We start from the raw sequence: 13,654 nt of genomic DNA, 5'->3' as shown, positions 1-13,654 counted from the left end.
GTAGCCTATTTAGGCTCGCCCCTCCATTCCATCAATATTACGCACTCCACGTGCCCCGTATGCGGAAACATATCCACCGGCTGCACTTCCTTCACCTCATACAGCTCAGCCAGCATCTTCAAATCCCTCGCCAGCGTGGATGGGTTACAGGACACATACACCACACGCTCAGGCTGCATCTCCAGAATCGTCGCGAGCAACGCCTCGTCACAGCCCTTGCGCGGCGGATCGACCACGATGACATCCGCTCGTATCCCTTTCTCTTTCCAAGCCGGAATGACCACCTCAGCAGGGCCTGTCTCAAACGTCACATTCTCCACGCCATTCAGCTTAGCATTGCGATTGGCGTCCGCGATGGCTTCCGGCACGATCTCCACGCCGTAGACATGACGCGACTTCTGGGCCAAAAAAAGCGAGATGGTCCCGATTCCGCAATACGCATCGATGACCGTCTCGGTTCCGGTCGCACCTGCATACTCCAAGGTCTTGTTGTACAAAACCTCGGTCTGCGTCGGGTTCACCTGGTAGAACGAACGGGCCGATATCGCGAATTTGATCGGGCCGATGTAGTCGTAAATGACATCACTGCCCCACAGAGTGACGGTCTTCTTGCCAAAAATGACGTTGGTCTTATCCGGATTGATGTTCTGCACGATACTGGTCACGCCAGCAAGCTGTTCCCGAATCGCTGCGATGAGGCGATCCCGCTGGGGAATCGATTCCTCGGTCGTCACCAGCACCACCATGACTTCGCCTGTCTTCACGCCTACCTTGACGACTACGTGACGCAAAAGTCCAGTATGGTGCAGCTCATCATACGCCCGGATATTCAATTCTGTCGCGAGCTTCTTTACGACGTTGACAGCCTCGTCGTTGGCCTGATGCTGGATCAGGCATTCGCTCATATCGATGATGGAATGCGATTTTTCCGCATAAAAGCCGCCTACCAGGGCGCCATTCTCTTCCCCGATCGGCACCTGTGCCTTGTTGCGGTAGCGCCACGGCTCGCTCATGCCCAGTGTCGGGAGTACGGTAATCGCCCCTTCTCCCTCCACCTGAAAGCCTCCGATCCGCCGCAGGTTGTCCCGAACGATCTGCTGCTTGTGACGAAGCTGCTCCTCATAATTCAGGTGCTGCAGCGAACAGCCTCCGCAGCGATCGTATAAGGGACAGGGCGGCATCGCCCGATGAGCGCTGGCCCGGGCGACCTCTACCAGCCTGGCAAAGCCAAAGTTCTTTTTGACATGCTCTACCCGCGCGCGCACTCGCTCCCCAGCCAAGGCGCCTGCCACGAACAGCGTATAGCCCTCGATGCGGCCGACGCCCGCTCCCTCATGATTGAGCCCGGTCATCTCCACTTCCACGGTTTGTCCGACGCGTACAGGTACATCCAGCTCTGCTTTAGCTGTCGGTTGCGGTCCTCTCCGCTTCTTTGTTGTCTTTGCCACGATCTTTTCTCCTTTAATATCCGGATTGCTATGTATACAGGGATGCAGTTGATGGCATCCCCTTTGTTCTCAAGTCCTATGGGACAAACATCTCGATGTGCCCTGGCAACGCCTCGATGACGCATGGCAGCTGTCCACCCAATTCTCCGTCCAGATTGATCTGAACCAGCTCCCCGCCATAAGAGGTAGCCTTGAGGTAATCGGTCTGGAAGTATTTCACAAGCGGATCCTTGAGGTGCTCTCCACGCACCGCTTGGGTCGCGATACGAATAAATTCGGCGATGTTCGCCTTTTTCACCACAATAACATCCAGCTTTCCATCTGACAAATCGGCATTGGGCGCGAGCTTTTCGAAGCCGCCGACAGAATGACTGTTTGCGACTAAAAAGATCATGATCTCCTCGTCCAGCAGCACTTCCTTGCGATTCTCCATCTTGACCCGGATTGGGTGCAGCGAAGGCAGCTTTTCCAGTCCTTTGACGTAGTAGGCGATCTGACCCATCATGGTTTTCAGCTTGCTTGGGACTTCGTAGGTGAGATTGGTCAGAGACCCCCCGCCTGCAATATTGATGAAATACCGATCATTGATCCTGCCCAGGTCAATACGCTTTTTCTTCCCCTGCTTGATCACTTCACAAGAACGGCTGATGGACTTCGGGATGCCAATCGCTCTGGCCAAGTCATTGGTCGTTCCACAAGGGATGATCCCTAAGGACGGGCGTGCTTTTTGCCCAGCCATTCCGTTCACTACTTCATAAATGGTACCGTCTCCACCAGCAGCTACAATCAAATCATAACCACGCGACACTGCGCGGGCCGCTTCCTTCGTCGCGTCATCTTTCCCTTTTGTCGCATGACATGACGTCTCGTATCCGGCCGACTCCATCAAATCCAGGATATCCGGCAAACGCCGACGTACAATCTCTCGGCCGGAGCTTGGATTGTAGATTAATCTGGCTTTTTTCAAGGCAGATCCCTTCTTCCTTCCCATAAGCTCACGGGTATACTCTCTTCTCATCATATCCTGTATAGCCAATTTTGGGAATCGCTATGCTAGGTGACGCGTGATAAGATAATAAAGATGATGTTCCAAAAGCTGGGAGGGAGAGCTGTGAAACCAATCATCGTGGGAGTAGACATAGGGGGAACTGCGATTAAAATCGCTCTGATCACACCGGATGGGGAGCTTGTAGCCAAGACACAGGAGCCTACTCCTCTCACTTCCGGAGAAGACGGCATCCTGCAAAAAACGGCCGACATGACGCGCAGCCTCTTGCAGCAGCACGGTTTTTCCCTTGAACAGGCTGGCGGGATCGGGGTCGGAGTACCAGGGCCCATCGATCCCAAACCAGGCATCGTCCAGCAAGCCGTCAATCTGCATTGGAGATCGCCCGTTCCGCTAAAAGCCAAGCTGGAAGCGCTCACAGGTCTCTTGGTCGAAGTGGACAACGATGCCAATACCGCAGCACTGGGCGAAATGTGGCAGGGCTCCGGTCAAGGCGCTAAGGACCTGATCCTCTTGACCATCGGCACGGGTATCGGCGGCGGCGTTATTCTGCACGGTCAGGTCGTACACGGGATCAATGGTGTAGGGGGAGAAATCGGTCACATCACGATGACGCCCAACAGCGGTTCCTTGTGCAACTGCGGCAAAACAGGCTGCCTGGAGACGTATTCCTCTGCCACCGCCCTGATTCGTGAAGGTCGCCTGGCTGCCTTGAACGGAGCAAGCCCGATGCTGGCACACATCCTGGATTCACAAGGTGAAATTCAGGCAAAGGACGTCCTGGATGCCGCCAAGGCTGGGGATACTGCTGCACTCGTCATCGTCGATCAGGCCGCCATGTACCTTGGGCTTGCCCTCTCTCACCTCGGTATGGTGCTCAATCCAGCCAGGGTCGTCATCGGTGGCGGCGTCGCCCATGCAGGTGAGTTCCTCTTTACCCGCATCCGTGATGCCTTCAGCCGTTTCATCCCGTTTCCCTATGTGGTCGAATCTACGCAAATCGTCCCTGCCAGCCTGGGTAACGACGCGGGAGTCTACGGTGCCGGTTGGTTGATCCGCTCTCAAATGGACAAATAAACGAGAAAAGCGCTCTGTCACGGTGATCTCATGCCGGACAGCAGCGCTTTGACTTTTATTATACCAAAATAGGAAATCATCCATCATTCCTTCTTTTCCAACCAGCCAAGACGAAAAATCCCCTCCCCATTCCTCGCTTTATTAGCTCTGATTACCCTTCTAGCAATTGTAAAACTCCATTCGTATCTATCACAGTTGCAAATTCATCATGCAAGCTAACCAGAGCCATGTGATGAATATCCTCCGCGAGATACAGCTTTCCATCAAAGCTGATTCTTTCAAAAGTAGCGGTTCTGAATCAAGGCAAGAAATCCAGAGCTTATTTCGTCGAAATCATGCTGTCTCTACCCATACAACCCCTTCGGTCCAAGCCAAGGTGATTTCCATAGAAGTATCATAAATGGCCAAAATCCATTAGTAAAATTGAAAATCCCGAACAATCTGTTTGAAATTATTGATACTAAACTGCTGTATTGTATTGAACTCTTGCCACATACAAAAAACTGCACCCCAACTATTAGGAAGGTCTAATAATTAGCGTGCAGTGCATTCTGCTATGAATGAGGTTTTTGCGTTCGATTCCTCCATTCATTATTCTCCCCGAACAGTCACTGTTTCATATTGAGTCTCAAGCGGTTTTTCCTGCGTCTCCTGCTTGCCTAATACAATCAGGACAGCGCCCACGATGACGGCACAGGCACCAATCCACTGCAAACCGCCAAGCAGCTCGCCAAACAAGACAGCCGAAAAGAGGATCGTCACGACAGGCTCCACCATGCTGATGACAGAAGCCTTGGTCGAGCCGATCAGCTGCAGACCGCGAAAAAAACAGCTAATCGCCATGACTGTCGAAAAGACAACAATGCCCGCCAATGCCCACCAGCCTTGCGCCAAAAAGGAAAGGTCGACGCCTCCATCCACTTGTGCCACTACTAAGCTGGAGCAGGACGCAAACAGCGCAATATAGCCGGAGGTCACATACGGCGAAAGACCTTTGCCTACGCGATTGCCCACCACGATATAGACCGAGTAAAAAAGTGCGGCAGCAAAAGCAAGCACGACACCGAGCGGTTGAATACCACCGAAGGAAAGCCCGAGTACCAGCCCCAGACCCAGCAAAGAGAGAAGCATGGCCGCCACGGTCTTGAGACGGAGCACTTCCTTGTCCACGAAGAAGCTCAGGATCGCCACGAAGACGGGGAAGGTGTAAAGTACAAGCCCTGCCAACGATGTCGGGATGTATTGGACAGCCGAAAAAAAGCTGAGCGATTGCAGGGTATAGAGCACTCCTCCCAGCAAAATCAGGGACAGCAGCTGCTTTTTGTTGATGCCAAGCGATTCGCGTCGCAGGAGCATCAGTCCAAAAAAGAGGACAGCAGCCAGCAAAAAACGCAGGAAGAGCAAGCTGGAGACGGAAGCGCCCGCTCCATAGGCATAGACCGCAAAAATAGACATGACTCCAAAACCGACTGCAGAGACGATGACATAAATGACCCCTAAATAGAGCGGATTCAAGACCACTCACCAGCTTTCCCTATAATCAAACCATCCGATCAGGGCTTGACGACCACACCTTCACGGCGAAACAACCTCGCTGTCCAGGCAATGATGAGAACCACATACAACAGGGAAGTGCCCAATCCGATCACCCCATGCATCGGGTCGATTTTCCCGTAAAACACTTCCTTGGCCAGCGATACACCGTTGAATACAGGGATCATGTAGTAATGCTGCGGAATATCCACCGGATGGATCGGCATCAGCATATACGAAGGGATCATCGCCAGAAAAATGACCGCACTCATGTAGGTCTGACCTTCCTTCACGGACTTGGCCTTCATGCTCAGCATCAGCTCCAGCCCTGCAAAGAAAGCGGCAAGCAGCAAAAGAGTCAGGATCAGCACCAGCAAGGTCACAGGAGTGAAAAGGGATAACGCAAAACCCTGAGAGGCAATCGGTCCGAAGTGAAGGATCAATGTCAGGGACACCAGGGAAGCGGTAGCACTCGTGCAGCTCATGATCATCACCGTAAGAAGCTTTGCCGTCAGCAGCTGGTTCGCAGGAATCGGGGCGCTCATCAACGCTTCCAATGTACCACGCTCTCTCTCCCCAGCAATCAGATCATTCGCTACGGCGATCCCCCCGGAAGCTAGCGACACCACCAGCATCAACGGAATGATACCTGCCAGCATGCCGCCCGAACGCTTTTCCTCTGATGCGACTTGCTCGTAGACAGCCTCGATCGGCTCGATAGCTGTCTCAGAAAGCCCTGCCGCTTGTAGACGCTCAGCAGCGATTTGCTTGCTGTACGCCATGACTCGCTCCTCAATCACATCTCGTGCGTAAACGGACTTCTGATTGGTACTGTCGTATTCGACGTGCAGCTGTGCCGTACCTCCTGCCTCCAAACGCTCATCAAAGCGATCCGGAATCCTGACGATGGCCCGCAGCTGACCTGCTTGCAGGGCTTGATTGGGATCACTTGGCTGATGAAAGCTGACACCAGGAATGGCTTCCAGCTGTTTCAGCAAGTCGGAAGAACCGTAGACGGCAATCGGAACGTGGGCGCGTGCCTCCTGCTCCTGACTGCTGTAGGAGGAGCCCATCAGGAAAAAGACAAATGGCACGAGCACGAGCGGAATCAGAAACGTCCCGAGCCACGTCTTGTGATCCCGGAACAAATCCCGCATCTCTTTTTGAAAGACGGCCCAGATGATCGTATTGCGCATCAGCGACCGCTCCCTTCCACGACCGTCATGAACAGCTCATCCAGGTCCTCTTTTCCGTATTGCGCGCGCAGCTGCTCCAAGGCTCCGGCAAACTGGAGCCTGCCTTTGTGTATCAAGGCAATCCGTTTGCACAGCTTGTCGATCTCCCCCATGTTGTGGCTGGAAAAGAGAATCGTTTTCCCCTCCTCCTGAAGCCTGCCGATCACCCGGCGAAAGATATTGGCGGCCGTAACATCCAGACCTGTCGTCGGTTCATCCAGCAAAATGACATCAGGATCATGCACAAGCGTACGGGCAATCGCCACTTTTTGCTTCATCCCTCGAGAAAAGGGACCAACGCGCCTGTCGAGAAAAGCTCCCATTTCAAACATCTGGCTGAGCCGCTCGATCCGCTCCCCAATCGCTTGCTTCTCCATGCCGTACATGCTCCCGAAATATGCGATATTCTCTCTCGCCGTCAATCGGCTGTACAAGCCCACGTCCCCGCCGAACAAGATCCCAATCCGGCGGCGCACTTCATCGGGCTCTATGCGGACCGAATAGCCCGCCACCTCGATTTCGCCCTCTGTCGGCTTCAGGATCGTCGCCATCATCCGCATCATCGTCGTCTTGCCGGCGCCATTCTCACCCAAAAGTCCGTATACCTCTCCAGCCTCCACGCGAAACGAAACGTCCTCCAGGGCCGTAAAAGCTCCAAACGTTTTACTTACCTTTCGAACCTCAATCAATCAGCTTCCCCCTCTTCGCCTTCCAAGATGTTCAAATTCCGGGAGCTATGCAAACTGCATCATGGTGTCCATCAGAATCTTTGGACTTTTCCCTCCGTCCCTTCCCCGCAGCTCTTATACGTGAGCTAAGCCAGCGGCACCAGGGTAGCGCTCTTTGAAGGCGGCGAGGGAAAAATCGGCAAACAAAGCCAAAAAATCAGCTGTATTATTGATATAATGACGACTTTCAGTGGCTTGCGGGTATTTTTCCTTGTATAGTACGGCGACCAGATGACTGACCGGAACTCCCTGTGCCTCCTGATCGTACACGCCTTGCTCCGCCAATACCTTGGCAAAGTAACGGACATACGTGACGGTTGTGGTCTTTTGTTTGCCTTCCACTTCCCATGTGGCAATCGAGCGGTCAAACGTATCCGCAGGAGATCCACCCTTGCTAGCAGGAACCTGTTCACCTGTCACCGAAATCAGCTTCATCATTTTCTTCCTCCTCACGATCATGTCAGTATCATTATAGGGGAGGTCATATTTTTTTACAATTTTGTCAGGAAACCTGCTCTTCAGGAGTCTATGTTTCAGGTCAACTTACCGATGAGGAGTTTTTGCAATGAAAACAACCATGTTCAATCAGCGATCGAGACAGGAAAATCAGGGTGAACAGGATGAAGTCCTGGTCGAACGGGCAAAGACTGGAGACCGCGATGCGTTTGGCGAGCTGGTCAGGCGTCATCGGGCAAAGGTATACGGGTATGCGCGCTCGTACACACAGGAGTCCTTTCTCGCAGAGGATATCGTCCAGGACGCCCTGATCCGCGCCTTCCTGCATCTGGGTAAGCTCTCAGACAGCCGCCGTTTTTTGCCTTGGCTGCACCGGATCGTCCGCAATCAAGCCTTTACGCGGTTGTCCAAAGGACCACAGAAAAGAGAGCAGGTATTCACCGGGATACAGCGTGAGGCATCGGAAGTGGAAGCGACCGATTGGGAAGACCTGGACAGTATTTTGCGCAGGCTGGGCAGATCCTGGTCACAAGCCTCGGATAATCTCACCAATCCTGAGGACGTCCTCATGCGCCGGGAGCTGCTCCAGACCATCATGGATCTGTTGAGCTGTCTCAATGCCCGGGAGCGTAAGATCGTAGAGTCGCATTTTTTCGATCACCTCTCTCCTGCTGAGATAGCCCGGCTATTCCAGATCTCCCAGGGCAATGTCTATCAGATCCTGTCCCGTTCTCGAAGAAAGCTGATTCAGGAAAAAACGCGCGTCGTGGTTGACCAATACGTAAACTCTCGAAAGGAAGCGGGTACGATGAAAAAAGTGATCTTGGATAAACCGGCAGCACTGAGGCAGCCAACGTGGGTGACCTGCGCGATGGCTTTGTACGGAATGATCGAAAATACAGGCAAAAAAATGTCTTTCCCGATGGTGATGGGCGTAAGTGGTCACGCGTTTCGCCTAACTGTCGTGCCTGATGGTATACACATCGCCGGTCCCACCATGTTTGACTTTACAAAAGTGCTGCAGCAGGGCCTGCGCAATATTGGTTTTGAATCAAACGTTATCAATGAAGGCAAGGCAGCAGATGGACCAGCCCTCAATGCCAATCTCGTCGATCCCGCCCTCCTCAGCGCCAGCGCTCGGAAAAAACGTGAAATCGCGCAATCCCTCCCTGAGGCGCTCGAACTCATTCATCGCTCGATCGATCGCGGTCATCCCGTCCTTGCCTGGGATCTCTTCATCCCCGAGTTCGGATTGATTTACGGCTACGATGATGAGCAAAAGCTTCTCCATGCAGCCGACAACTGCGGGCATGATCAGACGATTGCCTACGAGGATTTGGGACGCGGATTGATCGAGGAGCTGTTCGTCCTGTCGATTCGTGAGCCTATTCAAACCGACCAGCATTCGATGCTCAAGCAAGCCATCCATATAGCCCTCCATCATTATCGCGAGCAGGAAGACAGCAACTGTGATGAGGTGGTCAATGGACTGGCGGCGTATACAGCCTGGAAGGAAGCCTATGAAAAGGGCAGCATCGAGCCCAACGGCAATGCCTACACGACCGCTGTAGCTCTCGACGCAAGACGCAACGCCGCACTTTTCTGGGGAGAGATCGCCGATACATGGACAGACTCGACTTTTGACGCCATTCGTCCCAACCTCCGCAAATCTGCTGCACTGTATGAGAGCATCTCAGAACAATTCGCCGAGCTGAGCCGACTCTTCCCGTTCCCTGCTGGTGGGGAGCCAAATAATCCTGTTCATGGACAACAGGCAATTGCCATCCTGCAATCGATTGAACAAGTGGAAAAGGAAGCTGTTGTCTTGTTGGAACAAATGCTGGAGACTTTGTCCGAGTAATGGTCTCTTAAACAAACAAAGGGACTTGCCTTTCACACCACAAAGGGGTGCTGAAAGCAAGTTCCTTTGACTTTTTTAGATGTATTGAAAGTCTCCGGCTACGCAGGAGAAGAAGGTTTCCAGGCGTAGCTTATGGCGAAGTCCTGCCCAGCGGAGCGGACAGTCTCTACCTCCCTGCGGACGTAGAACCAAGCGAAGATCGGAAACCTTCTTTTCCTCACCACGGCAACTTCTCATCGAAAATAGTTAGGCGAGGCCATCCCTTAGGACAGCCCCGCCTTTGTCATATGAAAACCGTTACATATCTTTCAAAACTTCCGCAATGAGCTTGTTGACCATCGGCGGATTTGCTTTTCCCTTGGTCTGCTTCATCACTTGTCCGACGAAGAAAGCAGCAGCCTTCTGATTCCCCGCCTTGTAGTCGGCGACAGCCTGCGGGTTGGAGTTGACCGCATCGACGACAATTTGGCGCAGCGCACCCTCGTCGCTGATTTGCACCAGTCCTTTTTCCTCGACGATCTGTTTCGGCTCCTTGCCTGTTTCGATCATTTCCTTGAAGACGGTTTTGGCGATTTTGGAAGAGATCGTGCCGTCTGCGATGAGCTTGATCATTTCACCCAAGCCATGCGGCGTCATTTTCACTTCCGCAAACTCCATGTCATTGGCGTTCAAATGAGCCAGCAGGTCCACCATCAGCCAGTTGGCTACCGCTTTCGGATCGGCACCTGTCTTCACGGTTTCATCAAAGAAATCAGCCGTCTCCTTGGAGATTGTCAGTACCTCGGCATCCGCCTGCGACAGTCCGAATTCATTCACATAGCGAGCTTTACGCGCATCTGGCAGCTCTGGAATGGTTGCACGGACAGCCTCGATCCACTCTTCGGAAATCTGCATACGCACCAGATCCGGGTCCGGGAAGTAACGGTAGTCATGCGCTTCTTCCTTGGAGCGCATGGACAAGGTCTTGCGGTTGGCTTCATCCCAACGGCGTGTTTCCTGTACGACCTTGCCTCCAGAATCGAGCACCTCTGCCTGACGCTTCACCTCGTACTCCAGTCCAGCCTGTACGTTGCGGAATGAGTTCATGTTTTTCAGCTCAGCTTTGGTACCGAATTCTTCTTGACCATAAGGGCGAATCGAGACGTTGGCATCGCAACGCAGCGAGCCTTGCTCCATGCGTACGTCGGAAACTTCCGTGTACTGGATAATCGCTTTCAGCTTTTCCAGATACGCACGCGCTTCTTCCGGTGTGCGGATATCCGGCTCCGAGACAATCTCCACCAAAGGTACCCCGACGCGGTTGAAGTCTACCAAGGACTCTCCGCCAAAATCGCTGTGCGTCAGCTTGCCCGCATCCTCTTCCAGATGCAGACGCGTGATCCCGATGCGCTTGGTCTCTCCGTTCACTTCGATATCAATCCAGCCGTTGTAGCCGATTGGCTGATCAAACTGAGAGATTTGATACGCTTTCGGAGAATCGGGATAAAAGTAGTTTTTGCGGTCAAACTTGGTCTCGCGGGATATCTCGCAGTTGAGCGCAAGCGCCGCTTTCATCGCAAACTCCACGGCTTGCTTGTTGGTTACCGGGAGCACACCGGGATGACCCAAGCAAATCGGGCAGGTGTGGGTATTCGGCGGTGCACCGAACTCGGTCGGGCAGCCACAGAAGATTTTACTGTTCGTAGACAGCTCGGCATGGACCTCCAAGCCGATGACGGTTTCGTACTTGCTCATATTCCTTACCCCCTCACCCATTCCGGCTTGCGCAGGTGATGGCCGACGGATTGCTCGTAGGCATGTGCCACACGCAGCACGGTGGATTCGTCAAACGCCTTGCCGACGATCTGCAAGCCGATTGGCAGACCGCTTTTCGCAAAGCCGCACGGTACGCTGATCGCTGGCAGACCCGCCAGGTTGACGGGAACGGTGCAAATGTCCTCCAGGTACATTTTCACCGGATCATCTACCTTGTCGCCGATCTTGAACGCGGTGGTCGGCGTGGTCGGGTGGAGAATGACGTCAAAGTCTGCAAAGATGTTATTGAAATCCTGAATGATCAGGGTCCTTACTTGCTGTGCTTTTTTGTAATACGCGTCGTAGTAACCGGACGAAAGCGCGTAGGTGCCGAGCATGATCCGGCGTTTTACCTCTGGTCCAAAGCCTTGGCTGCGGGATTCCTTGTACAGGTCGATCAGGTTTTCCGCATTGTCCGCACGTACGCCGTAGCGCACACCGTCAAAACGAGCCAGGTTGGATGAAGCTTCCGAGGAAGCGAGCAGGTAATAAGCAGGTACCGCGTATTCCGTATGCGGCATGGAGACCTCGCTCCAGGTCGCGCCCAGGCTCTCCAGCTGTTTCAATGCAGCCAGAACCGCTTCGCGCACCTCCGGATCGATCCCTTCCCCGATCAGCTCTTTGGGCACACCAATGCGCAGCCCTTTGACATCGCCTGTCAGTGCGGACAGGAAGTCAGGCACTTCCACATTGGCAGAAGTGGAATCATAAGCATCGTGTCCAGCAATGGCCTGGAGTACGAATGCCGAGTCTTCCACGTTTTTCGTAATCGGTCCGATCTGATCCAGCGAGGATGCGAAGGCCACCAGACCAAAGCGGGAGACACGGCCATATGTAGGCTTCAAGCCGACAACGCCGCAAAAAGCCGCTGGCTGGCGAATCGATCCGCCTGTGTCAGACCCGAGTGTAAAGTAAAAATGGCGCGCCGCCATCGCTGCAGCCGATCCACCACTGGAGCCGCCCGGTACATAATCGGTGTTCCATGGGTTTTTTGCAGGGAAAAATCCAGAATTTTCATTGGAGCCGCCCATCGCAAATTCGTCCATGTTCAGCTTAGCGACTATTACCGCATCGGCTTCCTTCACCTTTTGCGATACCGTACCGTCGTACACAGGATCGTAATTGGACAAAAATTTGCTTGCACATGTCGTGCGAATCCCTTTTGTCACGATGTTGTCTTTCACTCCCGCTGGCAGACCGAACAACAGCCCCAGCTCTTCTCCCCCGGCTAGCTGCTCGTCCAGCTTGCGGGCATGGGCAAGGGCACCCTCCTCATCCACTTCCAGAACCGATTTGATTTCTCCATCATGTTCCTTGATGCTGGCTACAGAGGCTTGTACCAGATCGGTAACGGACAACTCCTTCGCGCGCAAGGCGCTATGTATCTCCGACAATCGCTTGTCAAACAGCGACACAGTAAGTTCCTCCCTTCTCTTTCTCCAGTCGAATTATTCGAACACGGCAGGCACCTTGAATTGCCCGTCTTCGTGATCAGGTGCGTTTTTCAGTACTTCCGCGATCGGCAAGGATGGACGATTCACGTCTTCACGCATGACGTTTTTCACATCCGTCGCATGGCTGGTCGGTTGAACGCTGGACGTATCCAGCTCATTCAGTTTGGCGGCAAAATCAAGAATGGCGTTCAAATCCTTCGTGTAACGCTCCGCCTCTTCTTCGGTTAATTGCAAGCGAGCCAGATTGGCTACGTGCTCCACTTCCTTGCGAGTAATGGCACTCATGTTTTCCACCTCCGAATCGTATCACATAACTTTGATCTTACTTGAAAGAGGCTGGTTGAGTCAATTTCCCCTCCCCCATCCTGCATAGAAAAACTCGGCATGTCGACAGGGCTACTGGCAAAGCCTTCGTTTTTCTCACGCTTTTGACCATTATCGCTTTAGTGGAATAGAACTTTAGACCCTTTTGGTTATCGACCGCGCTGTGGTGGAGGAGAGAAAAAAGAAGAAAACGCTCCAAGTTCTTGGGATTCCTGCTGGGGGTATTCCTGCCCAGCTCCATGAAAAAAGGGAAACCCGCGTCCAAAGCAGCCGGTTCAGGATGGATCTCATGGGTGGACGCTAAAGGCAGGTTTCTCTTTTTTCATTCCGCTTCGGTAGGAATCCCAAAGACTTTCGCTTTTTTCTTCTTTTTTCTCTCACCAGCTTGGGTGCTTGTTCTAAGCTTAAACCTTGTTCAAGTTCAGCTTCGTAGATGGTATTTCACACGCTCTTGAAAAAGACGGGAATAAACAAAGCTGTCCACAGGAAACAGGAGAAATAAGCGAAGATCTTTGGGCTACCTACCGAGACGGAGTGAAAAAAACGAAACACGCTCTTAAGCGTGTTTGGACGCGGTTTCGTTTTTTTCACGGAGTCGGGCAGTGCATCTCCTGTGCGGGTAGCCCAAGAAGCTGGAGCGTTTTCTCCTGTTTCCTGCCCACCACTACGGCTGGATTAACATACCATTAAAAAAAGCCCAAGTCCGAGGATCTTAGGCTTAGGTCTTTGCCAGTCCAT

Annotated in this window: 11 protein-coding genes; 2 read left to right on the top strand and 9 right to left on the bottom strand. The window is 53.0% G+C overall.

Annotated features, from left to right (window positions below):
- Positions 1–5 precede the first annotated feature (5 nt).
- Together rlmD and EDM52_RS11185 are read right to left on the bottom strand one after the other, a co-directional pair.
- Positions 6–1,448 carry a 23S rRNA (uracil(1939)-C(5))-methyltransferase RlmD gene (rlmD, locus tag EDM52_RS11190; RefSeq protein ID WP_122909066.1) on the bottom strand — a complete coding sequence of 481 codons (1,443 nt, stop codon included), beginning with the start codon at positions 1,446–1,448 and terminating at the stop codon, positions 6–8.
- Positions 1,449–1,524: 76 nt separating this feature from the next.
- The gene (locus EDM52_RS11185; RefSeq protein WP_122909065.1) at positions 1,525–2,415 is read right to left on the bottom strand and encodes a diacylglycerol kinase; all 891 of its coding nucleotides are present in this window, start codon (positions 2,413–2,415) and stop codon (positions 1,525–1,527) included.
- 144 nt (positions 2,416–2,559) lie between these two features.
- On the opposite strand from EDM52_RS11185, the gene EDM52_RS11180 reads away from it, so the two are divergent.
- Positions 2,560–3,531, top strand: coding sequence for an ROK family glucokinase (locus EDM52_RS11180; protein WP_122909064.1), 972 nt, complete (start codon positions 2,560–2,562; stop codon positions 3,529–3,531).
- 591 nt (positions 3,532–4,122) lie between these two features.
- On the opposite strand, the gene EDM52_RS11175 is transcribed toward EDM52_RS11180, so the two are convergent.
- The 4 genes from EDM52_RS11175 to EDM52_RS11160 all read right to left on the bottom strand — a co-directional run bounded on the left by EDM52_RS11175 (position 4,123) and on the right by EDM52_RS11160 (position 7,465).
- Positions 4,123–5,046, bottom strand: a complete 924-nt coding sequence (locus tag EDM52_RS11175) for a DMT family transporter (RefSeq protein ID WP_122909269.1) — start codon at positions 5,044–5,046, stop codon at positions 4,123–4,125.
- Between the two features lie 38 nt (positions 5,047–5,084).
- The gene (locus EDM52_RS11170; RefSeq protein ID WP_122909063.1) at positions 5,085–6,260 is read right to left on the bottom strand and encodes an ABC transporter permease; all 1,176 of its coding nucleotides are present in this window, start codon (positions 6,258–6,260) and stop codon (positions 5,085–5,087) included.
- Positions 6,260–6,988: an ABC transporter ATP-binding protein gene (locus EDM52_RS11165; RefSeq protein ID WP_122909062.1), complete on the bottom strand. Its 729-nt coding sequence runs from the start codon at positions 6,986–6,988 to the stop codon at positions 6,260–6,262. Before EDM52_RS11165 ends, EDM52_RS11170 begins: the two co-directional genes overlap by 1 nt.
- Before the next feature lie 114 nt (positions 6,989–7,102).
- Positions 7,103–7,465 (bottom strand): hypothetical protein, encoded by a 363-nt coding sequence (locus EDM52_RS11160; protein WP_245996798.1) that lies wholly within the window; start codon positions 7,463–7,465, stop codon positions 7,103–7,105.
- A 127-nt stretch (positions 7,466–7,592) separates the two neighbouring features.
- Here EDM52_RS11160 and EDM52_RS11155 point away from each other — a divergent pair, with 127 nt between their 5' ends.
- Positions 7,593–9,344 (top strand): RNA polymerase sigma factor, encoded by a 1,752-nt coding sequence (locus EDM52_RS11155; RefSeq protein WP_122909061.1) that lies wholly within the window; start codon positions 7,593–7,595, stop codon positions 9,342–9,344.
- Positions 9,345–9,641: 297 nt separating this feature from the next.
- On the opposite strand, the gene gatB is transcribed toward EDM52_RS11155, so the two are convergent.
- The 3 genes from gatB to gatC are packed head-to-tail and all read right to left on the bottom strand — an operon-like array spanning position 9,642 to position 12,877.
- Entirely contained in the window at positions 9,642–11,078 is a 1,437-nt protein-coding gene (gene gatB / locus EDM52_RS11150) for an Asp-tRNA(Asn)/Glu-tRNA(Gln) amidotransferase subunit GatB (protein WP_122909060.1), read from the bottom strand.
- Between the two features lie 5 nt (positions 11,079–11,083).
- Complete coding sequence (gene gatA, locus EDM52_RS11145) at positions 11,084–12,553, bottom strand: Asp-tRNA(Asn)/Glu-tRNA(Gln) amidotransferase subunit GatA (protein ID WP_122909059.1); 1,470 nt, start codon at positions 12,551–12,553, stop codon at positions 11,084–11,086.
- Between the two features lie 33 nt (positions 12,554–12,586).
- Entirely contained in the window at positions 12,587–12,877 is a 291-nt protein-coding gene (gene gatC / locus EDM52_RS11140; protein WP_122909058.1) for an Asp-tRNA(Asn)/Glu-tRNA(Gln) amidotransferase subunit GatC, read from the bottom strand.
- Positions 12,878–13,654 lie beyond the last annotated feature (777 nt).

It is taken from the genome of Brevibacillus invocatus (assembly GCF_003710915.1).
Lineage (GTDB): Bacteria > Bacillota > Bacilli > Brevibacillales > Brevibacillaceae > Brevibacillus > Brevibacillus invocatus.
The sequence above is the reverse complement of the archived record's forward strand: the minus strand, read 5'-3'. Positions and strand labels throughout refer to the sequence as shown.